Source organism: Bacteroidota bacterium, from assembly GCA_016711505.1.
In the GTDB taxonomy this organism is placed as follows: Bacteria; Bacteroidota; Bacteroidia; order AKYH767-A; family 2013-40CM-41-45; genus JADKIH01.
On the sequence record JADJSV010000002.1, the window covers coordinates 393,316 to 418,030 of the forward strand.

Genomic DNA, 24,715 nt, shown 5'->3' on the forward strand with positions numbered 1-24,715 from the left:
TCTTTCATTACTACTAATTGCATCTTTGCCAATGCAGAAATTAAACCTGCACCCGGCGCGAAGTTGAATTATACTCAGGTCATGCTTGAGTATGATCCGATCGAGAATGCAACAGAATATGTTGTGGAAATTTCTGCTGGACACATTGGGAGTACAAACCTTGAACGCATCAAAGAAGTAAAAGACAGATCAACTGCTACTCTTATTGAGAATCTGATTTTCGGAAGCAGCTATGTCTGGAGGTATGCCGGTATTGTTGCAGGACAACAAACCAAATGGAATGGTCCATATGAATTCAGCATTGAGATCGATACTACCATCGGGCTTGACAAACCAAGATTTAAAGTATCTGTGAATAATGAAGCAGAAGGAAAAAAAGGATTGATCGCAGTCGGGAGTTCGAAAACGATAATCGATAAATCCGGTTCCCCGGTATGGTATATGCCAAAAATCGATAAGACAATTTTTATCGAACAATCGAATATTACAGAATTCAGAATGTCGGATGTCGGTACACTCTTATTGTATTCGAGCACCGGTTTCAGCGCCGGAATTTCACTTGTTTGTGAAACTGATCTGCAGGGAAATATTTTGTGGAAAGCGCCAAACGACGGACAGGTTTCCGGTGATACGTCAGAATATTATCACCACGATTTTAAACGGCTGGCAAATGGAAACCTCATGGTACTGGGTTGTAAATATGGCTGGAGAAATGTTCCGCCTGATGTCGATCTGAAAAATATCAGGAAGATCAACATCGATTCGGTCAGCAATCCGCGCCGGATAAAATATCTTTTCAATACGATACTTGAATATAATAAAGCCGGAAAAGTGGTCTGGTCGTGGGATCTTAATGATCACATTGCCGACAAAGAATTATTCGCAACCGGTGTTGTAACAAATGCTGTGCGGAGAGAATTACCAGCAAGAGCAGAGTTATACGGACATATGAATTCTTTCGATGCAGAACCGGATGGAGATTATGTTTATGCCAACTTCAGAGACCTCCATGAAGTCTTCAAGATCGAGAAAAAAACAGGCAAGGTTGTCTATAGGCTTTCAGGAAAAAAAGAAGTTGCTGCCGACAGCAAAGAGATCTATTTTATGTCGCAACACGATGTAAATTATCTGCCGAACGGAAATCTTTCGCTCTTCAATAATGGTAATGCACAGAATGAAACAGAGCCATCTTCTGCAATAGAATTTACGCAGCCGGAGAACGGAAAGCCTGGCAAGATGGTATGGTCTTTCAGTTGCAAAATGGATTCAACCAACAATGGAAAAACTACCCGTTATGGCGGAGTTCAGGATCTGGGCGATGGAAATAAAATGATCAGTATGGGCGGACTCAACCGCATTGTAGAGGTGAGATCGAAAGACAATTCTATTTTATGGGATTGCAAATTTTTACAAGGGCATGAAGTCGGCGACAAATCAATTGCTTTGTACAGGGTCCATTTTATACCTTCATTATATCCATGTTATTTTACTGCGCACTGGACTTCAAATAAAGAAAAGGAGGGAACGGAGCTGATCGTTTTCAATGAAGGAAGTATGCAGACAGCTACACTTTGAAAGTTTATACTTCAAAAGGAGACCTTGTAAAAACAGTTGAACTCGGTAAGATTGCAGCCGGAAAAGAGGCACTCTTTTTGCCATGCAAAAACAGGATATACAGGCCTGGAAAAGGATCTGAAATTTGAAGTTGTGTCTGGGAAAAATCGGGTTTTAAAAGGAAGTTAAATTAATTAATGTTGAAGCTTTTAGGTTTGAAGTTAGGTCTTTTGCCACAGATAAGCCATCATGAAACCTGGAATAGGCTAGAAATATTGTGAAAGAAAGCGGACAGACAGTCAGATAAAAAAACGGAAAAAATCTCAGGCCAAATTAAAAGATTACGCGAAAATAAAAAAACGGTTGAAACAGCCTAATTTCATTCAAATCTAAAAACATCGAAATTTGCATAAAAACGAACAATTGACTAATGTTAAGTAGAAATGAAGATTCACCAATTAAAAGAGTCCATTCGCCAAAATAAGGGCTTCGAAACGACCCTTTTAATTGGAATATTTAACAATTTAGTTTAAGTTCGGTATCTCGTTGAAAGGCTTGTTAACACTGCGATTCAATTAACAAGGTGTTCAAAAAAATAATTGCAAATAAGAAATTAATTACCCACCTTTACGAAGCGACTTTTTACGGCCGCTCACTCAAGATAAAAAATACTCACACTAACGAAAAGACTATACGTGAACTATTACACGCGCAACTCTTATCTTTTACAGAAATTGAAGACCGTGATGAATTTATTTTCATTCACGGAATTTGCTATTTCTACCTATGAAAAGAATAAAAACAAAAATCAAAATCAATATAACTTAACCAACATGGAAAACAATTACAATCCAAAACGCACGGGGACAGCGTTCAATCGCTGGCTCTTGGTAGTGTGTCTCGTACTCACCACCTGCGTCAATTCCTGGGCACAGATTACGGTCACCGTAACCAACCCAACGAATACGACGCCGAATCTTTCAGGAACGTATGCTTCGCTTGCGAGTGCAGTTGCCGGACCTGAACGCAGTAACGGCAATGTCCGGTCCTGTGACATTGACAATGGATGCAGGAACTTCTGAGACTGCTCCCGCAACAGGTTTAGTAATTGGTAGTGCTTCACTGAATGCAGTGTTGAGCGCAACCAATACAGTTACCATCGATAAAACGGGTGGTACTGTAACTCTGAACGCTGGTGTAGGAACTGCAACTCCTGGTACTGCTTCACCGGATGGTATTCTTAAATTAGCAGGAGCTGATTGGATTACTATTGATGGTTTAACATTGACTGAGGGAACGTAACAAACCCGGCAACAATGGAAGTTGGTATTGGTATGTAAAGTTGAGTGCAACCGATGGTTGTAACAACAACACAATCCAGAATTGTACGATCAACGTTCAAAGAATCAACAACGCTTCAGGATCGGGTCCGATCGTAGAAGGTGCTGTTGGTATTGGAATGTATAACTCAATTCTGACTACTGCTTCAACAACTCTTACAGTTACTGCTGCAAGCGGATCGAACTCAAATAACAAATTCTATACTAACACAATTACCGGTGGTAATTATGGTATGGCACTTATCGGTTTTGCTGCGTCTACTCCTTTCACATTAGCTGATCAGGGGAATGATATCGGTGGAACTGCATCAGGTACAGGTAACCAGATTCTGAATTTCGGTGGTGGCGCTGCTACTAACCCTTCAGCAGGTATTCGTACTCTTGCTCAATATGGAATTAATATCCGTTTCAACACAGTTAATAATAATAACGGATCTGGTGTAAATCACGCTACAACATTACGTGGTATCTATCTGAATACAGCTACAAGTGCAAGTGCTACTTAAGTGATAACACTGTGACTGTGTCATCAGGAGCAACGACATCTACTTTCAGCAATTGAAAATGTGAGTGGAGTCTACGGCGGCTTCAAATACTATTAACATTAATAGTAATACCATCAGACTTGCTTATACTACAGCTACGACGGGTGTTATGGCAGCAATCACTTAACTCTGGTACACCAGCTGCAGTTAACATTAACTCAAATAACATTCAGGGGGTGCTTACAACTATCCTTCAACTGGAACTATAGCATTGATAGCTGGTGGTAGTCCTAACGGAACTTTAAGTGTTTCAAGCAACACCATCTCTAACTTTACTTTAACAGGTGCTAGCGGAACATTCAGAGTTATTACAGCTTCTACTCCGGTAGGTCTTTATACTTTAAATGGAAACACGATTGAAAATATCTCTTATACAACTGTTACAAGAACAGGAAGTATTACGGGTATTTACAATTTGGCAAGTGCCACTCTACAGAACATAAACAACAATATTATCCGAAACTTCTCTACGCCTACTACAGGTACATTGAATGGTATTCAGAATAATACTGTAGCTGGAACTTTCCAGGTTCAAAATAACCAGATCTACAATTTTACAACTTCTACAAGTGGTGGAGCAGGTGGATTTTCTGCAAATGGAATTACTTGGTCCAATGCGACTGCGGATATTTCAGGAAATTTGATTTATTCAATAAATAGCACTGGTACTACAGGTGGTACAAGCGGAAGTATTAATGGAATGACTGTTTCCGGATCAACTAATATTTATAGAAATAAGATCTATGATCTATCATCTAACAGTACGAGTCCTATAACCGGAATAGCCTCTAGTGGTACAACATCTAATATCTACAATAATATATTTGGAGACTTAAGAGCAACTGCAGCAAATGCAGCAAATCCGGTAATTGGTTTAAATATTTCCGGTGGTACAACAGTAAACGCATATTATAATACAGTTTACTTAAATGCTAGTAGTTCAGGCGCTCTCTTCGGATCAAGCGCTGTTTCTGTTTCTACTTCTCCGACAGTAACATTGAGAAATAACATCTTTGTTAACTTATCTACTACAGCTGGTGCAGGTCTTGCAGTTGCTCACCGTAGATCTTCATCTACATTGACAAGTTATTCTACAAATTCAAATAACAACTTGTTCTTTACGAAACTCTTCGTATTTTACAGATGGAACAAATACATATGCAACTTTTGCTGCATATAAAACAGCAATGGCAACTCGTGACCAATTATCGGTTACTGAGAACCCGACATTTGCAAGCACAACAGGATCTAGTTCAAGCTTCCTGCATTTTGCTGCTGCAACAAGTACACTTGCTGAAAGTGGTGGTGTTAACATAGCAACATTCACTAATGATTATGATGCCGATATCCGTCAGGGTAACGGTGGTTATACAGGAACAGGTGTTGCCCCTGATATCGGAGCTGACGAATTTGAAGGAACAAATCCTTCATTCGTAGCATTGGATATGGGAGCTACAGCTTTAGTTGCACCTTCAGCAACGGGCTGTTATACCGCAACTGAAACAGTAACTGTTACGGTTAAAAATTACGGAACTGCATTGATTGATTTTGCAGTTAATCCAACAACAGTAACTGTGAATGTTACAGGCGCTGTTACTACTTCTTTAAGTGCTACACTTTCATCAGGTACACTTGCAAGTGGTGCTACTCAGAATGTCAATATGAGTTCAACTCTTAACATGACAACTGCAGGTACTTATGTATTGAATGGAACAACAAGTGTTTCCAGGTGATGGTAATGCAACAAATGATGCAATGCCAAGCTGCAAACAGAACAGTTGTTGCTCCGGTTTCATTGCCACAACAAGTAAACTTCACTGGTTTTACAGGAAGTAAATTAACGGCAGTTTTCCCTAACTGGTATGAAGCACAAGGTGCTACAACACCGGCAGGAACAACTTCAGGCTGGACAAATACAACACTTTCCGGAACTACAACATCTAAGATCAACTTGTACTCAAACTTAAAAGTTGACTGGATGGTAGGACCGAAATTTACTGCTGCTTCAAGCACAGTATTAGAATTTAAAATAGCAATTACTGATTTCGCATCTACAGCTGCAGATCCGTCAGGAATGCAGGGAACAGATGATCAGGTAATTGTTAAGATCTCTACAGATTGTGGTGCAACTTGGAGTAACCTTCAGGTTTACAATGCTGCAAATACTGTATCGATCACAAATACATTAGTAACTCAGTCGATCAGTCTTGCATCTTATGCAGGTCAGGACATTATGATTGCATTCTTCGCTAGCGAAGGAGTTGATGATCTTCCTGATTATGACTTCCATATCGATGATATCAATATTGCTGCTACTTGTTCAGGTTCGCCAACAGCAGGTACAGCTTCGGCTTCACCGGCTGGTCCATTCTGCGGAACTGCAGCTTCAACGCTTTCGGTAGCAGGAGCAAGCGCTGATATCGGTATTTCATACCAATGGCAAAGTTCTGCAACTTCAGGTTCAGGTTATGCAAACGTCTCAGGAGCTACAATTACAAGTTTAGCTATCTCAGGTGTTACAACAACTACATATTATGTGTTGGCAGTAACTTGTTCTAACGGACCTACAACGGTTCTTTCAAATGAAGTTGCGATAGTAGTGAATGCTGCTCCAACGGCAGCTATTTCGCCATCTTCGTCAGATCTTTGTACAGGTTCAAGTGCAACCTTAACATCAACTCCAAGTGGAAGTGGTGAAACATATTTATGGTCACCTGGTGCAGCAACAACTGCAGCAGTTTCTGTAAGTCCTGTATCCAATACTACTTACACAGTAACTGTAACATCAGCAAATGGATGTACAGGATCTGCAACTGCGGCTTTAACAGTTCGACCGGTTCCGACTTCTGTGTCGGCTTCTGCTTCTGCATCACTAGTTTGTGCAGGTGGAACGGTTGACCTTACATCCTCAGCAGTTTCAGGAGAAACCTCTACTTCAACTATTGCAACTACCGATTTTGAATCAGGTCTTCCTGCAGGTTGGTCTGTGATAAACGGTGGAAGTGGAAACGACTGGACGGCAACAAGCTCTCCAAGTGGTTCGGCACATAGTGGAACAAGTGTAATGCAGTATTTGTATAATTCGGCTAATGCGGCAAACTCTTGGTTGTTTACAGAGGGTTATGCATTAAACGGAGGTACTACTTATACCATTACATACTGGGAATTGACTTCAGGTTCATTCCTGAAAGACTTAAAGTTACAGTTGGAACAGCAGCTTCGATTGCGGCTCAAACAACTACACTTCAGGATCTTGGTAGTCACACAGCGAGTACATATACTTTGAGAACTACTACGTTTACACCATCTTCAAGCAATACTTATTATTTTGCCTGGAATGCATATTCACTGGCTGACGAATATTATCTAGATCTTGATGATATCACTATTACTGCTCCGTTACCTGTTCCGGCAACTTTTGCCTGGACATCAACTCCATCAGGATTTACATCTTCACTTCAAAAATCCTACAGGTGCAGTACCTAGTGCCAAGCACTACATTTACAGTAGTTGCAAGTAATTCATTTGGCTGTACAGCTTCTGCTACAACATCTGCGGTTTCTGTAACTTCAAATACAGCTTCAATTTCAGGAACTCCAAATACAATTTGTCCTACAGAAACTATCGTGTTGACTGCATCCGGTTCAGGATCGATCACAGGATATCAGTGGAATGAAAGTGGAACTCCTATCTCAGGTGAAACAGCATCTACTTTTAATGCTACAGCACCGGGATCATATACAGTATCAATTACAGCAGACGGATGTACAGCTACATCTGCTCCTTTTGTAATTACATTCACACAATATACAATAGCAGCAAGTGCGGGATCAAATGGATCAATTTCTCCATCAGGTTCAGTATCTGTTGATTGTGGTGCGAATCAAACATTCACGATCACTCCAAATTCAGGATATCAGGTTCAGGATGTATTGGTAGATGCAGTTTCAGTAGGTGCAGTAACAACACATACTTTCACGAACGTTACAGCTGCTCATACGATCAGTGCTACATTCAGTCTGATTCCTTGTGCTAGCCCTGCTACTGCAAATGCAGGAACAGATGCTACAGTTTGTTCAGGTGATTATACTTTAGCCGGTTCAATTGGTGGAGCTGCAACAACAGGAACATGGACATCAAGCGGAACAGGTACATTCAATCCATCGAATGTATTCGGAACAGCAACTTCATATACTCCATCAGGAGCTGATCTTGCTGCCGGTACAGTAACATTAACGTTAACAACTGATGATCCAGACGGAGCCGGAACCTGCCTTGCAGCTTTCGATGACGTAGTGATCTCTCTTGGTACTACAATTTCAATTTCTCCTTCTTGTACAACAGTACTTGGTGGCCGTACTTCAACGCTTACAACTACAGCGACGAATGCAGCTTCATATTTATGGTCAACTTCAGAAACAACGGCTAACATTACAACTCCTGCTGTAGTTTCTGCAGGTACTCCAACTTACACAGTAACAGCAACTGCAGCTAATGCATGTACAGCTTCAGCTTCTGTAACACTTACAGAAGTAACAGCGCTTGCAGGAACATATGCAATCCCTGGAACAGGATGTACAGATTTCGCAACAATTGCAGCTTCTGTAATCTATATGAATACTTATGGAATCGCAGGTGCGGTTACATTTAACGTAGCAGGTGGTCACACTGAAACAGCAAATCCGCTTACCAATGGTATCGTGATGACTGCAACAGGAACATCAACTAATACAATTACTTATCAGAAATCAGGTGCAGGTGCTAATCCAAAAGTTACGGCTTTCGGTGGTGGTACTGGAACTTCATCATCAGCTACTCCAAACGGTATCTGGTCATTAGTAGGATCTGATTATGTAACAATCGATGGTATCGATCTTCAGGACAACAATACAGTGAATCCTGCAGCGATGGAATTCGGTTACGGATTATTCAAAGCAAGTGCAACAAATGGTGCACAAAATAATACGATCAAAAATTGTGTTGTTACATTGAACAGAGTAAATAACGCATCTGGTTCAGGTCCAATGGTAGAAGGTTCAATCGGTATCAATGTTGTTAACTCAACAAATACTGCTGCGGTAACTTCATTGACTCCTACAACAGTTGACGGAACAAACTCAAATAACAAGTTCTACGGAAACACAATTCAGAATGTAAACTACGGTATCGTGATCAACGGTTTCGCAGCAGCAACGCCATTCACACTAGGTGATACAGGAAACGATATCGGTTCAGTTGCCGGTAACAACATCCTGAACTTTGGTGGTGCAGCATCAGCAGCAAATCCTTCAGCAGGTATTCGTGTTAACAATCAGTGGGGAGTAATTATCTCTAACAACACTGTAAATAACAACAATGGCTCTGGTGTAAATCACGTAACAATCCTTCGTGGTATATATGGTGAAGCAGGTACAAGTGCAAATGCAACTATTACTAATAACTTAGTTACATTAACATCAGGTGCTACAACTGCAATCACAAGAGGTATAGAGAATATTATTGGATCAACAGCTGCTTCAAATACAGTTGATTTGAACGGTAATACAGTAGTTATTAACTCTTCTACACTTACAACTGGAGTTGTTACAGGTATCTTGAATACTGCAACAGCTGCAACAGTAAATATGAATGGTAATACTCTTCAAAACTGGACATTAAGTGGAACAGCAATTGACCTTGGAATTTCCGGAGGTACACCTACTACACTTAATATTAATAATAACCTGATCAGTAACATTAACCGTACAGGTGTTAGTGGAACTCAAAGAGGTATTATTGCGGGTAGTCCGGCTACAATGAATGTAGGTAACAACGTTATTGATGGAATATCATTCTCTGCTGCAACTTCAACAGGTAGTATTGATGGTATCTACAATCTTGCTTCTGCAGTCACTGTAAATATTACTAATAACATCGTACGCAATCTATCAACGCCAACAACTGGTACACTTACAGGTATCCGTGAAAACACGGTAGCTGGTACAAAAACGATCAGTTCTAATCAGGTTTATGGATTCACAACTACATCAGGTGGTGTCGGTGGTGCTTCTATGAACGGTATCGTTTGTACAGTAGGAAACGTAAATATGAGCAGTAATGATGTTCACTCATTGAATAGTACCGGTACAACAGGTGGTACAGGTGGAACTATCGCAGGTATTACATCTGCAGGTGGTACAACTAATAACATCTTTAAAAACAAGGTTTATGATTTATCATCAACTTCAACTGGTCCTTCAGTTTGGGGTATCTTCTTAAACGGAGCTACTACAAATAACGTTTACAACAACGCTATTGCTGATCTACGTGCACCGGCTGCAACAGGAACAATTTCTGTTGCCGGTATCAATGCTAACGGAGGAACTACTGACAATATCGTATTCAACTCAGTTCATTTAAATGCAACTTCAAGTGGTGCTAACTTCAGCACTTCTGCGATGTATTCATCTGCAACTCCGACTACGATCGTTCTTCGTAACAACATCTTTGTAAATAATTCAACTCCGAATGGTACGGGTGTAGCTTCTGCTTACCGTCGTACTGCTGCAGCGTTAACTAACTACTCAAGCTTGTCTAATAACAACTTGTTCTGGGCAGGTGCAACGCCTTCAGCAACTACTGCGATATTCTATGATGGAACAACAGCTCAGGCAACTTTAGCTAACTTCCAGACATTAGTAGCAACTCGTGATAATTCATCAGTTACAGAAAATCCGGCATTCATCAGCACAACAGGTTCTTCAGTTGATTTCTTACAAATCACTGCAGGTACTTCAGTTGCTGAAAGTGGTGGTGTGAATATCACAGGTATCACAGACGACTTCGCATCGGTAATCCGTGCAGGTAACCCTGGATATCTTGGAACAGGAACAGCTCCTGATATCGGAGCACGTGAATTTGAAGGAACTAACCCGGTAGCTTGTACAACGGTTGACGCAGGTGTTATTTCAACATCTCCTGCATTACCGCTTACATTCTGCGGATCAGGTTCAGTTACATTCTCTACTTCAGGTATCAATACAGCTCCTGGTATCACTTACCAGTGGTCAAGTTCAGCAGTGTCAGGTGGCCCGTACACTCCAATCAGTGGAGCGACTTCACCGGCTTATGTTGCAACTGTAACTTCAACAGCTTATTATATCCTTACAGTAACTTGTGCAAGTTCTTCTACATCAGCAGATGCAGCAGAAGTACTTGTAACAGTTAATCCGGTTCCTACAGCAGTTATTTGTCCTGCAGGTCCGGTAACATTCTGTTCAGCAACACCAACTGTATTGACAGCATCAACGTCAGCAACAACTCCGGCATACCAATGGTCGTTAAATGGTACAACGGTTTCAGGAGCGACAGCAAGCACATTTACTCCGCTTGCATCTGGTTCATATACTGTTATAGTAACTGAAAACGGATGTGCATTTACTTCTACAGCAGTAGCGGTTACTATTAATGTTACTCCAACAACAACTGCATCTGCTAGTTCTAATAACCTTTGTGGTCCTGGAACTATTGATTTGAATGCTACAACTGCAGTACTTCCTTCTGCTGTAACAACTTATTCATTCGCTGCATCTACTGCAACCTATGTTCCACTTAGTGGTGGTACAGCAAGTACAGCAGTCGGAGATGATGTGTTCGAGGCAAGTGTTCCAATTGGATTTACATTTATGTACAATGGTTCTCCATTTACAACATTCGGTATTACATCGAATGGTGCAATTCAAATGGGTTCAGTTGCAGCTTCTCAGATCACGAATACATTAGCAACAGTTGCTAATATAATCGGACCAATGTGGGAAGACGATAATAGCACTAACGGTGTAATTTCATATTTAACAACCGGAACTGCTCCAAATAGAGTTTGTACAGTTGATTACTTTAACATGTCAATTGGTGGAAGTGGAAGCACAGCCAATCCAGTTTGTAATTTCCAGATCAGAATGCACGAGAATGGTACAATTGAATTCCATTATGGAAACCTTGTAGCAAATACATTATCTGCATCGATTGGTATTACAGGTGCTGTTGGAAGTTATATCAGCGTAACACCTGCCGTAACGCCAACTACATCATCTGCAACTCCTAATAATTCAATTAATAGTGTAGTAGATATTCCAACAGGAACTCTATATACATTCACTCCTCCATCAGCTACATACTCTTGGACATCAGATCCAGCGGGCTTCACTTCTTCGACTCAGAATAATACAGGAGTTGCAGTAAGTGGAACAACAACTTACACAGTTGTTGTGTCAAGTGGAGCAGGATGTACATCAAGTTCAAGTGTTCTTGTTACAGTTGCAGCTCCATTAGTAGTTACTATACCTACAGACGTTTATGTTTGTACTGGTCAGACTTCATCAGTAGCTGCTACAGCAGTTGGTGGTGGTCTTCCTTATACTTATCAGTGGTATGATGTAACTGCTACACCGGTTTCAGGTCAGACAAGCGCAACACTTTCAATTGTGATGTCAGGAACAGCAGATGAAGCTTATTATGTAGAAGTATCAGATGCTTGTGGAAATATTGAAACTTCAGGCTTCGTTACTTTACATGATCAACCATATCCAACAGTTGCCGTTTCGCCTTCAACATCAGGAATCTGTGTTACAGGTTCATCAACGTTGACAGCAAGTGGTGCAACAACATACTCTTGGACACCGGCTGGTTCACTTAACGTGGCTACAGGTGCAACAGTAATTGCATCACCAACAGCAAACACAGTGTATACCGTAACAGGTACAACTAATGGTTGTTCTTCAACTGCAACAGCAACTGTTAATTATGGAACTCCTATAATTGACGCACTTGCTACTGCAACACCTCCTTCAGTATGTGCCGGTGGTACAACTCAATTACAAGGAAGTGGTGTTAGTTTCTATCCTTATCAAGCGATCAAAATCACAGAAGTAACGCTATTTAGTGGTGGAACAGGTCAAACGCCTTCTTATCCAGTACATATCGGAACTGGTGATGCTGATTATGTAGAGCTTACAAACATCTCTTCAACATCTGTCGATATCAGTGGATTTACATTTGCTGATTATTCTAGCAACTCTGCAACAGCGACACATCCATATACATTTGCTTCAGGTACAATTGTACCGGCAGGTGGTGTGGTAGTAGTGAAGATGGGAACAGGAACAGATTCTCCTAGCAACCTATTCTTCTGCACAGGTGGTACAACATCATATAGCTCAGGCGGTTTAGTTGGAATTGTAATCAAATCCGGTTCAATTGTAGCTGATGCTGTTGGCTTAAACAGTGGTTATGTGTTTAACGCAGGTACAGGTGTTACTGCTACTGACTGGACAGGATTTGCATCTTCACCAAGTGGAAATGCAGGTACAGTAAGAACAGCAGCAATTGATAACAATTCCGGTTCAGACTGGGTTGCTTCGTCTGTTACTGCTCAGAGTATCGGAACAAACAACGGTGGATTTACTCCGCTTTCAGGTGGCACGATCACATATAGCTGGTCGCCATCAGCAAGTTTGGATGATCCGAATATTTCAAATCCAATCGCTACACCTCCAACAGGAACGACTGTTTACACAGTTACAATGACAAATCCTGGTGGATGTACAGCTACAGCTACAGTTAGTGTTGATGCAGGTACATTACCTACAGTAACATTAGGCGGTGCTGATGTATGTACTGGTGGTTCAACTACTCTTACTGCAACAGTATTAGGTGGTGGAGCTCCATACACGTATGAATTCGGTGACGGTGTTGGTTTCACACCTCCACAAGCCGGAAATACGTTTGCGATTTCTCCAACAACTACAACATTATATACTGTAGTAGTAACTGATAATTGTGGTAACACAACTTCAGCAACTCATACAATAACTGTTAATCCTATTCCTACAGTTGCTATTACGCCAACTGCTTCAGGATACTGTGTAACAGGTTCTGTAAGTATGACTGCATCAGGTGCTACTACGTACACTTGGTCACCGGCAACGGGATTGAGCGCAACAACAGGAGCTACAGTTACAGCGACTCCAACAGCTTCAACTACTTATACTGTTACAGGTACAAGTTTAGGTTGTTCTGCTACAGCTACTAATACAGTAGAAGTAGGGGTTGCGATTACAAGTATCACTGCGACTGCTACACCAAACAGTATTTGTGTAGGCGGAACATCACAACTGAATTCAGTTGCAACTGCTCCACTTCCTAGCACTGTAAATGTTTATACATTCTCAGCAGGAACAGGTACTACACTTGATCCAATGACAGGTGCTACACAAGTAATTGGTTCAAGTAATGATGATACACCAACAGGTGCTCCGGCTTCAATTGGATTCAACTTCAGCTTCAACGGTACATCATACAATCAGTATTCTGTATCTCCTGACGGATGGATCTTATTAGGTGGTGCAACAGCAACAAGCTCATTTAGCAATGGAGTTGCTCTTACTACTAACATACCGAAGATCTATCCAATTTGGGATGACCTTGCAACAGGAACTGACGGAAACGTACAGACTCTTGTAACAGGAACAGCTCCAAACAGAATCTTCATTGTACAATGGTTTGTAACTATGCCACGTGTATTAGCTGGCCCAGCCAACTCTACATTCCAGGCTTGGTTGTATGAAACATCAAACAAAATCGAATTCCGTTATGGAACGATGGGAAATACAGGTTCAGCATCAGGTGGTTTAACTGCAGGTGCAACTAACTTCCAGAGTTTGACTTTCGCAACAAATACAGCAAGTACTGCTGCAGCGAATGATGGAAATGCTGCATCTCCAAGTGCAGGAACAATCTATACATTCAATGCACCATCACAAGCTATAACTTATAGCTGGTCGCCTTCTGTTGATCTGGATAACGCTTCAATAGCAAATCCAATCGCAACACCAACTGCAACTACAACTTATACAGTTACTGCAAGCACAAATGGTGGTTGTACAGCGAGTGCTACAGTTGAAGTATTAGTAGGTGTTCCGCCATCAGTAACATTGAATGCTTCGCCATTGAATGTTTGTTCAGGTGGTACTACTACTCTTACAGCTACAGTAACAGGTGGTGGAGCTCCATACACATATGAATTCGGTGACGGTGTTGGTTTCACACCACCACAAGCCGGAAATTCATTCGTTGTAACTCCAACTGCTGCTACTACATATACTGTGATCGTAACTGACGCTTGTGGTGCAACTACAAGTGCAACAGTAAACGTAACAGTAGGTGCTGCTCCAACAATAACAGCTACAAGTTCTGCAGGTGGATATTGTAATACAGGTACAGTTACATTAACTGCTGCCGGAGGCGTTACTTATGTATGGTCACCAGCTACAGCTCTTTCTGCAACTACAGGTACTTCAGTAGATGCTTCTCCAACTACAACAACTACTTATACTGTTGTTGGAACGAGTGCAGACGGTTGTACAGCTTCGACTACAATAACAGTAACAGTTTCAACTGTTGCTCCTCCATCACCGGTAGTAACTGGATATTCAATCTGTACAGGAGCTAGTATCCCTACAGGTGAGGGTCTTGTTGCTAACTGTGGTACAGTAACAACAACAACAACAACTCATGCATTCGGTGGTGCTCCGTTCTTAGTAATAGGAACTTACCCGGTTGTAACAACTGTTAGTACACTTACAGTACCGGCATTACCTGCAGGTGCAGTAGTTCAGTCAGCAGTTCTTCGTATGACAGGTGTTCAGGCACTTGCGCCATATTCATGGGCTTCAGATATTCGCCTAGGATTATCAGGTGATTATATTCTTGGTCCTGGATCAATCTCAACTGCGACAGGCCCGGCTAACTTTGCACCGTTTGATATTCCACTTACAGGATATTCTCAAACGTCTGCAGCTACATTTAACCTTATTTTAGGTGACGAACTTGATGACAATGGTACAGGTGACTTAGCAGTATTCAGCTCTGAGATCATTATCACATACACAGTTTCTTCTTCTTCACTTAACTGGTTTACAGCTTCAACAGGCGGTACTTCTATCAGCACTGACCCAACTCTTGATCCAATCGGATTAGCAGGTTCAGGTCTTGCAGATTCAAACACTCCTGGAATCTATACATTCTATGCAGAGTGTAGCAATGGTTTCTGTACTAGCCCACGTGTACCTGTTACACTAAGCATTGGACAGACATTATCAGTTACAGCGGCATCAGACGTAACTTCAACTTGTACAGGTGCATCAGTAGCATTAAGTTCTACAGTAGTAGGTGGTGGTCAGCCATACACTTATTCTTGGAGCGATGGTACTAACGTAATCGGTACAACAGCTTCATTGAGCACAGTGATCGCAGGAAATACTACATACACAGTTACAGTAACTGATGATTGTGGTGCTACTGCTTCAAGTTCAGTGAGCGTAACTACATTACCTTCACCAACAGTTGGTGTTACACCTACATCTGCTGCATTCTGTGCAGTTCCTGCAGGCGGTTCAGTAGTTCTTACTGCAAACGGTGCTGTATCATATGAATGGTCGCCGATCACAGGATTGAACAATTCAACGATCAATCCGGTAACAGCTTCTCCGACTACAACTACGATCTATACAGTAGTAGGAACAGCAGCTAACGGTTGTACAGCTTCGGCTACAACAACTGTAACAGTTGGTCTTCCTGTAAATGCTTCTGCAACGGCAACTCCAACAAACATCTGTTCAGGTGCAACTTCACAGTTGCAGGCATCGGGTGCTTCAGTTGGTTCAGCACTTCTATTCACAGAAGTAGTATTGTTCAGAACTGGTACAGGTGCAACTCCAACTTATCCGGCAGCTATTACAGGTGCTGACTTAGTTGAGATCACTAACATTTCAACAGCTTCTGTTGATGTGAGCGGTTATCAGTTCTTCGATTATACTTCTGCTTCAACTACTGCAAATCACGCTTATACATTCCTTCCAGGAACTATTATCCCTGCAGGTGGTGTGTTAACGTTAAATCTTGGTACAGGAACAGATTCACCGGTAGACCTATATTTCAATACAGGTGGTACGAATGATTCTTACTCTTCAGGTACAAACCTGGGTTGGTACTTAAATCAGGTTCTCAGATTATCGATGTAGTAGCAACGAATACTTATTCATTCAATGCTGGTACTGGTGTAACTGCGGCTGACTGGACAACAAATGCTCCATCTGCAAGTGGTTTTGCCGGAACAAGAAGAGTTGTTTCAATTGATAATAACGTAGGTGGCGACTGGTTACAGTCTAATACAACAACTAACGTAATGAACGTTGGAACAAACAATGGTGGATTTGTATCACCTGCAGTTCCTTCATTCACTTATAGCTGGTCTCCGGCTACTGACTTGTCAAGTACAACAATTGCGAATCCGGTTGCAGGTCCATTAACTGGCCCGGCTACGGTTACTTATACAGTTACAGTTACTGAAGCAGGTGGATGTACTTCTACTGCAACAGCAACGATCAATGTTGGTCAACCACTTAGCGTTACTGCCGCTTCAAGTAACAATAACTTCTGTCAGAATGGTACAGCAACCAATACACTTAACAGCTCCGATCACAGGTGGTGGTTCTCCATACACTTATTCTTGGAGTGATGGTACTAGCGTTGTTGGTACAACTTCACCATTATCAGTTATAGCTCCGGTTGGAACAACAACATACACAGTAACAGTTACTGATGCATGTTTGAATACAGCTACTGCAACTGTTGCAGTTGTTGCTAATGTTGTTCCGGTTGTTACAGTTTCAGGAAACGCTCCGGTTTGTGGAAGTGGTTCATTGACACTTACAGCTTCAGGCGCTACAAGCTATGCTTGGTCACCTGCAACTGGTCTGAATTTTACAATACAGCAACAGTAATTTCAACTCCGACTGCTTCTATTACTTATACAGTAGTAGGAACGATTGGAACTTGTACAGCTTCTACAACAGTACCGGTTATTCTTTATCCTGCTACAACTGTAACAGCAACTGCTGATGTAACAACAGGTTGTTCTCCATTGAGTACAACATTGCATGCAGTAAGTACTTCATCATGGAGCTCCAGTCTTTATAGCTTCTCGGGTTCACCCGGTACATTTACACCGATCACAGGAACTACAGTTACTTTAGCAACAGGTGATGATGGTCACACTGGTAACCTTCCTATTGGTTTCTCATTCGCTTATAATGGTACTACATTTACTGTATTCCGGTATCTCCTAACAATGGATCATTAGAAATGGGTCAAACCGGTTAAGCTTCTCGAATTCTTCGCAACTATTAATACGTGCAAGTGATCGGTCCAATCTGGGATGATAATAACCTGGCAACTGGAACGATCTCAATACCTACTTAGGAACATCCCAAATACATTAACAGTTCAGTGGAAGGAATGCATGCAATTGGGAATAGGGTTCTACAACCAACCCAACAATTGATATCCAGGTTAAGCTTAAATCAGAATGGCTAAATCAAGTTTATATATGGTCCAACACTTACTGCGCTAATCTGCGCCAACTGCTTCAATTGGTCTATCAGGAGCTGTGGGTAACTTTATTAGTGTTACTCCTGCAACGCCAGCAAGTTCTTCTACTGCAAGTATCGTAACAGCAAACAATTCAATTGCTTCTGCTACAGATATTCCAACAGGAACTATCTACACATTTACACCTCCTGCATTACGTTACTCTTGGAGTCCTACAACAAACTTGACAGGTTCTACAACTGCTGATCCTACAATTACAGGATTGACATCTACAACTACTTACACTGTTACAGCAACAGGTGCGGGTGGATGTACAGGAACTGCTACTGTTACGTTAACTGTTCAACCAACAGTTGCAGATCCAACAGTAACAGCTACACCTTCAGGAACAGTTTGTCCTGGAACATCAGTATTACTTGATGCAGGTGCTGGTTATACTAACTACTTATGGTCTAATGGTGCTACAACTCAGACAACAACAGTTACTCCTTCAGCAACTACAACTTACACTGTAATTGTGGATAATGGACCGAGTTCATGTTCAGCGTCTGGTTCTATAACAGTAAATACATTTACTGTTGCTACAGCTTCAATTGTTGATCCGGGTCCATTCTGTACTCCAGGTTCAGCTACATTGAGCGTAACACCATCATTCAGCTCATATCTATGGTCAACTACAGCAACAACTCCAACGATCTCAATTTCGACTGGTGGATTGTACTCAGTAACAGTTACTGATGCTAACGGTTGTTCTCAGACTGCAAGCTTTACAGCAGTTTCTAATCCATTCCCTCCAACAGCTGTCATTACCTCTTCAGGTGGATATAGCCTATGTTGGGATGGAGTAACTCCTGCAAGTATTACACTTACGGCAGACATCACAGGTGCAGATCCTGGATCAACGATCCAATGGTTTGATGAAAACTTCAGTACGACTCCGTCAATCACATTGACATCTACATCTACTGACTTCGTTAACATCTCGAATCCATTAGTATTGTTATTCAATGTTACATCTCCTGCCGGTTGTGTTACAACTTCAAACGTTGTTTCAGTAGCGAATGATATTACTCCGATCATCACTTCACTTTCTGCAACTACAGGTTGTAACGGTGATGTGATCACAATCACGGGTAGTGCATTCACAGGTGAATTGTTCACTGGACCTTCAGCTATATTGTTCAATGGTACTCCTGCGCCATCATTTACTTTCGTAGATGATAACACGATCACTGTAACAGTTCCTGCGGGAGCTACAACAGGTCCGATCACAGTAGTATCAGGTGCAGGTAACTGTACAGCAGTTAGCGGAACATTCACAGTTGCTTGTGGATCTCCAATGACGATCAACCTTACTGCTTACTTACAAGGTTACTACTTAGGTGCAGGTACTATGCAACCGGTTTTAGCAAATCAATTTGTACCGGGAGCTACAGGTGCTGAAACGGATACTATCACAGTTGAGATCTATGATGCTTCAACATTCTTACTTGCTGGTTCAGCAAAAGCGGTGTTGATGACAGATGGTTCTGCAACGGCTGTTGTTTATGGTTCTGATGGTCAATATTACATTGCTATCCGTCACCGTAACAGCATCCTTACTTGGTCATCAGTTGATATCGCTCTTGCAACAGCAACTCCTGCTTCGTATGACTTCAGTTCATCTCTTGCCAATGTATTCTCTGGCTGGATGGCTGATGACTTTAGCGAAGGTATCTACTCAATCTTCACGGGTGATATTAACCAGGATGAATTCGTTGATGCAGCAGATTTCCCTCAATATGATAACGATAATGCAGCGGGTGCTTGTTGTGATTATTATGTAACAGACTTGAATGGCGACGGCTTCGTAGATGCTGCTGACTTCCCGTCTTATGATAACAATAACTCGGCTGGGGTATTCTCAATCCATCCATAAACAGTTTAGAGGTGATAGAGCGGCCCAGCTCTGTCACCTCTATTCTTTTATCATCTAAAAAGAAACTAACAATTAACTAAACAAACAATACATGAAAACAATTACGCATCAACTCACCAGAGGGGTCTTCATGACCTTGCTCGTCTTCCTGACGGCCCTGGGGACAAGTAGTGGACAGAGTTATTCTATGTCTACTGACAATTGTACGATAACACCGAACGTAATTACGTTCGACGTTATGATGACGAATAGCGGACCTGCAGACATGCACATCAACTCCACGGTTATTCGAATGAATCATGGTACTGCTTTATTACCAACAGCAGGTGTAAACACAGTAAGTTTTTCTTATGTAAATGACGGACAGTCGGTAATGCCACTTTCTTTTCCGCCAAATGCTTCACCAACTTTCAGTTATACAGCTGCTTCAAGACAGTGGCAGGTATCAACCGGTACTTCTATTTATCTGAATGGAAGTTGTACTGCTCCTTTGGTTTTACCTGGACAAACAGTTAAAATTGGCCGTTTTGCTTTAACACTTAGCAATTCTTTAATGAATACTTTCAACCCAGGAGCTCAGGCTCAGCTGACGTTTCACTCAACAGCAACAATGGTTGTTTATTTGAACTGTAATACGGTAACATCATTGGCACCTTCGCTTACAAAAACGCTGATTGCTCCATGTGCCTTAACAGTACCTTCTTCATGTGCTATAACAGCATCTATTCAATCTCAAATTGACGTATTGTGTTTCGGTGGAACAGGATCAGCTACAGCAACATCTACGGGTGGTGTTGAGCCGGTTACTTATTCTTGGAATACAACTCCGGTTCAATCTACAGCTACAGCTTCAAACTTAGCTCCGGGAACTTATGTAGTAACTGCAACAGGCGCTAATGCTTGTACAGCTACAGCTTCAGTAACGATTGCAGGCCCTTCAGCAGAATTAGTTGCTTCAGGTGTTCAGGGTGCTCCGATTCTTTGTAATGGTGGTTCTTCTTCAGTAACAGTTTCTGCAACAGGTGGTACTCCTCCTTATTCAGGAACAGGAAACTTCCCTGTAACTGCAGGACCATATGCATTCACAGTAACAGATGCTAACGGATGTACAGCAGTTGCTTCTGGTTCAATTAGTGAGCCAAGTGCTCTTACTTCATCTGCAAGTACAACTCCAACAACAACTCCTGCGGGATCTGATGGAACTGCAACAGTATCAGTAAACGGTGGAACTCCTCCATATACTATTACTTGGGATTCTTCACCGGCTCAATCAGGTGCTTCTGCAACTGGTCTGGCTGCTGGTACTTATACAGCTTCTGTAGTTGATGCTAACGGTTGTACATCAACTGGATCTGCAACAGTAACTTCTCCAACATGTGCATTAGTAGCTTCATCTTCTCAAGGTGCTGCTATTCTTTGTTTCGGTGGAACAACAACAGTAACTGTTTCTCAAACAGGTGGTGTTGAACCGGTATCAGGAACAGGAACATTCACAGTAGGAGCAGGAACATATACTTATACAGTAACTGATAATATCGGATGTACTTCTTCTACTACAATTACAGTATCTGAGCCTTCTCAGTTAGTAGCATCTTCTTCTGCAACAGCAATTGCTTGTTTCGGTGGATCATCTTCAGTAACAGTATCTGCAACAGGTGGAACAGCTCCTTATACAGGAACAGGTTCATTCTCTGAAGTAGCAGGAACTTATACTTATACAGTAACTGACGGTAACGGTTGTACAGCTTCAACTTCAGTAACAATCACTGAGCCAACTCAGTTAGTTGCTTCTTCATCTGCAACAGCTATCCTTTGTAACGGTGGTTCTTCAACAGTAACAGTATCTGCAACAGGTGGAACTGCTCCTTATACAGGAACAGGTGATTTCACTGCAAGTGCAGGAAATTATACTTACACAGTAACAGATGCTAACGGTTGTACAGCTACAACATCAGTGACAATCACTGAGCCGGCTGTTCTTTTAGCTTCAGCAACTTCAACAAATGCATCTTGCCCAACTTGTACTGATGGAACAGTTTCTGTTTCTTCAGTAACAGGTGGAACAGCTCCATACACATACACAGACCTTACTAACTTAGGTTCTGGTACATATTGTATCACAGTAACAGATGCTAACGGATGTACAGCTCAGGCTTGTGCAACTGTAGGTGCTGCTGCTTGTACAATCACTGCTTCATCTGTTCAAGGTGCTGCAATCCTTTGTTTCGGTGGAACAACAACAGTAACTGTATCTCAAACAGGTGGTGCTGAACCGGTAACAGGAACAGGAACATTCACAGTAGGTGCAGGAACTTATACTTATACAGTAACTGACGTTAACGGATGTTCAGCTCAAACTACTATCACAGTATCTGAGCCTTCTCAGTTAGTAGCTCTTCTTCGCAACAGCAATCGCTTGTTTCGGTGGATCTCAACAGTAACAGTATCTGCAACAGGTGGAACGCTCCTTACAGGAACAGGTATTCCGAAGTAGCAGGAACTTATACTTACACAGTAACTGACGCTAACGGTTGTTCAGCTACAACTACAATCACTATCACTGAGCCTTCTGCAGTTGTTGCTTCGTCTTCAGCTACAGCGATTGCTTGTAACGGTGGAACATCAACAGTAACAGTTTCTGCAACCGGTGGAACAGCTCCTTACACAGGAACAGGTCCATTCACTGAAACAGCAGGAACTTATACTTACACAGTAACTGATGCTAACGGTTGTACAGCTACAACAACGATCACTATCACTGAGCCTTCAGTTTTAGTTGCATCTTCTTCAGCTACAGCAATCGCTTGTAACGGTGGTTCTTCATCAGTAACAGTATCTGCAACAGGTGGAACAGCTCCATATTCAGGAACAGGTTCATTCTCTGAAGTAGCAGGAACTTATACTTACACAGTAACTGACGCTAACGGTTGTACAGCTACAACTACGATCACTATCACTGAGCCATCTGCAGTTGTTGCTTCGTCTTCAGCTACAGCAATCCTTTGTAACGGTGGTTCTTCAACAGTAACAGTATCTGCAACAGGTGGAACTGCTCCTTACACAGGAACAGGTACATTCACTGAAGTAGCAGGAACTTATACTTACACAGTAACTGACGCTAACGGTTGTTCAGCTACAACTACAATCACTATCACTGAGCCTACTGCAGTTGTTGCTTCGTCTTCAGCTACAGCAATCCTTTGTAACGGTGGTTCTTCAACAGTAACAGTATCTGCAACAGGTGGAACAGCTCCTTACACAGGAACAGGTTCATTCTCTGAAGTAGCAGGAACTTATACTTACACAGTAACTGACGCTAACGGTTGTTCAGCTACAACTACAATCACTATCACTGAGCCTACTGCAGTTGTTGCTTCGTCTTCAGCTACAGCTATCGCTTGTTTCGGTGGTTCTTCAACAGTAACAGTATCTGCAACAGGTGGAACTGCTCCTTACTCAGGAACAGGAACATTCACTGAAGTAGCAGGAACTTATACTTACACAGTAACTGATGCTAACGGTTGTTCAACTACAACTACAATCACAATTACACAGCCTGCTGCTTCTGTAGTTGCTTCTGCAACACAAGATGCTGCTATCCTTTGTAACGGTGGTTCAACTACAGTAACGGTATCTGCAACAGGTGGAACTACTCCATATTCAGGAACAGGAACATTCACAGTAGGTGCAGGAACATATAACTACACAGTAACAGATGCTAACGGTTGTTCTTCTTCAGCTACTATCACAGTATCTGAGCCTACAGCAGTTGTTGCTTCTTCATCAGCTACAGCGATCCTTTGTAACGGTGGATCATCTACAGTAACAGTATCTGCAACAGGTGGAACTGCTCCTTACACAGGAACAGGAAACTTCTCTGAAGTAGCAGGAACTTATACTTACACAGTAACTGACGCTAACGGTTGTTCATCTACAACTACAATCACTATCACTGAGCCTTCTGCAGTTGTTGCTTCGTCTTCAGCTACAGCAATTCTTTGTAACGGTGGTTCTTCAACAGTAACAGTATCTGCAACAGGCGGAACAGCTCCTTATACAGGAACTGGTTCATTCTCTGAAGTAGCAGGAACTTATACTTACACAGTTACTGACGCTAACGGTTGTTCAGCTACAACTTCAATCACTATCACTGAGCCTAATCAATTAGTAGCTTCTGCATCAGCCAAAGGACAATTGTATGTTTTGGTGGTTCAACTTCAGTTGACGTAACTGCAACAGGTGGTACATCTCCATATTCTGGAACTGGTTCATTCAACCAATTCGCAGGTACATTGACTTACACAGTAACTGACGCTAACGGATGTACTTCTTCAGCTTCAGTAACATTGACTCAACCAACAAAAGTTGAAGGAACAACAACAACAACTCCTTCTTCATGTGCTGGTACTGATGGTACAGCTACTGTAACTGCTACAGGCGGTACAGGTGCTTACACATACTTGTGGTCAAATGGTGAGACTTCTGCTACAGCAACAGGTCTTGCAATCGGAACTTACACAGTAACTATTACTGATGCAACCGGTTGTACAGGTTCTGCTTCAGCTACAGTAGGTGGTTCAGGTGGTTCTCCTTCAACTCCAGGTTCAATCAGTGGTCCTGCAGGTGCTTGTCGTAACACATCTGGTATCGTGTATTCAGTAGCTGCGGTTCCTGGTGCATCATCTTATGTTTGGACATTGCCTACAGGTGCAACAGGTTCATCTACTACAAACAGTATCACAGTAGCGTTTAACTCTACTTATGCTGGTGGATTCATCTGTGTTGCTGCCGTAAATACTTGCGGAACATCAATGACATCTTGTATGAACATCCCGGTTATCACAGTTTATCCAGGCGTTCCTGCTCCAATTTCAGGTCCGGTTGAAGCTTGTGGTCCTGGAACTTATACTTATTCAACAACCTGGTGCTAA

General features: G+C 41.9%; 15 protein-coding genes. All 15 read left to right on the plus strand.

Annotated features, from left to right (window positions below; all coding sequences use genetic code 11):
* Positions 1-63 precede the first annotated feature (63 nt).
* The 15 genes from IPL24_05370 to IPL24_05440 all read left to right on the plus strand — a co-directional run bounded on the left by IPL24_05370 (position 64) and on the right by IPL24_05440 (position 24,715).
* Positions 64-1,575 (plus strand): aryl-sulfate sulfotransferase, encoded by a 1,512-nt coding sequence (locus IPL24_05370; protein ID MBK8363119.1) that lies wholly within the window; start codon positions 64-66, stop codon positions 1,573-1,575.
* Between the two features lie 969 nt (positions 1,576-2,544).
* Positions 2,545-2,856, plus strand: a complete 312-nt coding sequence (locus tag IPL24_05375; GenBank protein ID MBK8363120.1) for a hypothetical protein — start codon at positions 2,545-2,547, stop codon at positions 2,854-2,856.
* 40 nt (positions 2,857-2,896) lie between these two features.
* A complete protein-coding gene (locus IPL24_05380) occupies positions 2,897-3,400 on the plus strand; it encodes a hypothetical protein (GenBank protein MBK8363121.1) in 504 nt (167 codons plus the stop codon).
* A 250-nt stretch (positions 3,401-3,650) separates the two neighbouring features.
* Positions 3,651-4,619 (plus strand): hypothetical protein, encoded by a 969-nt coding sequence (locus tag IPL24_05385; GenBank protein MBK8363122.1) that lies wholly within the window; start codon positions 3,651-3,653, stop codon positions 4,617-4,619.
* 7 nt (positions 4,620-4,626) lie between these two features.
* Entirely contained in the window at positions 4,627-5,172 is a 546-nt protein-coding gene (locus IPL24_05390; GenBank protein ID MBK8363123.1) for a hypothetical protein, read from the plus strand.
* 14 nt (positions 5,173-5,186) lie between these two features.
* A complete protein-coding gene (locus IPL24_05395) occupies positions 5,187-6,725 on the plus strand; it encodes a hypothetical protein (protein ID MBK8363124.1) in 1,539 nt (512 codons plus the stop codon).
* On the plus strand, positions 6,722-6,925 hold the full coding sequence (locus IPL24_05400; GenBank protein ID MBK8363125.1) for a hypothetical protein: 204 nt from the start codon (positions 6,722-6,724) through the stop codon (positions 6,923-6,925). The genes IPL24_05395 and IPL24_05400 overlap by 4 nt, the downstream gene beginning before the upstream one ends.
* Positions 6,913-16,497 (plus strand): lamin tail domain-containing protein, encoded by a 9,585-nt coding sequence (locus tag IPL24_05405; protein MBK8363126.1) that lies wholly within the window; start codon positions 6,913-6,915, stop codon positions 16,495-16,497. Before IPL24_05400 ends, IPL24_05405 begins: the two co-directional genes overlap by 13 nt.
* Complete coding sequence (locus IPL24_05410) at positions 16,461-16,994, plus strand: hypothetical protein (GenBank protein MBK8363127.1); 534 nt, start codon at positions 16,461-16,463, stop codon at positions 16,992-16,994. Before IPL24_05405 ends, IPL24_05410 begins: the two co-directional genes overlap by 37 nt.
* A complete protein-coding gene (locus IPL24_05415; GenBank protein MBK8363128.1) occupies positions 16,921-17,259 on the plus strand; it encodes a hypothetical protein in 339 nt (112 codons plus the stop codon). Before IPL24_05410 ends, IPL24_05415 begins: the two co-directional genes overlap by 74 nt.
* Entirely contained in the window at positions 17,214-17,618 is a 405-nt protein-coding gene (locus IPL24_05420; GenBank protein MBK8363129.1) for a hypothetical protein, read from the plus strand. The genes IPL24_05415 and IPL24_05420 overlap by 46 nt, the downstream gene beginning before the upstream one ends.
* A 306-nt stretch (positions 17,619-17,924) precedes the next feature.
* Positions 17,925-19,784, plus strand: coding sequence for a hypothetical protein (locus tag IPL24_05425; protein ID MBK8363130.1), 1,860 nt, complete (start codon positions 17,925-17,927; stop codon positions 19,782-19,784).
* A gap of 91 nt (positions 19,785-19,875) precedes the next feature.
* The gene (locus IPL24_05430; GenBank protein MBK8363131.1) at positions 19,876-22,278 is read left to right on the plus strand and encodes a hypothetical protein; all 2,403 of its coding nucleotides are present in this window, start codon (positions 19,876-19,878) and stop codon (positions 22,276-22,278) included.
* Positions 22,209-24,014, plus strand: coding sequence for a hypothetical protein (locus tag IPL24_05435; protein ID MBK8363132.1), 1,806 nt, complete (start codon positions 22,209-22,211; stop codon positions 24,012-24,014). Before IPL24_05430 ends, IPL24_05435 begins: the two co-directional genes overlap by 70 nt.
* Before the next feature lie 62 nt (positions 24,015-24,076).
* Entirely contained in the window at positions 24,077-24,715 is a 639-nt protein-coding gene (locus IPL24_05440; GenBank protein MBK8363133.1) for a hypothetical protein, read from the plus strand.

Excerpts from the sequence above, each read along its gene's own strand:
- IPL24_05375 (MBK8363120.1), top strand. The coding sequence starts at position 2,545 with ATGCTTCGCTTGCGAGTGCAGTTGCCGGACCTGAACGCAGTAACGGCA.
- IPL24_05415 (MBK8363128.1), top strand. The coding sequence starts at position 16,921 with ATGGTACAGCAACCAATACACTTAACAGCTCCGATCACAGGTGGTGGT.
- IPL24_05430 (MBK8363131.1), top strand. The coding sequence starts at position 19,876 with ATGAAAACAATTACGCATCAACTCACCAGAGGGGTCTTCATGACCTTG.
- IPL24_05395 (MBK8363124.1), top strand. The coding sequence starts at position 5,187 with ATGATGCAATGCCAAGCTGCAAACAGAACAGTTGTTGCTCCGGTTTCA.
- IPL24_05390 (MBK8363123.1), top strand. The coding sequence starts at position 4,627 with ATGGCAACTCGTGACCAATTATCGGTTACTGAGAACCCGACATTTGCA.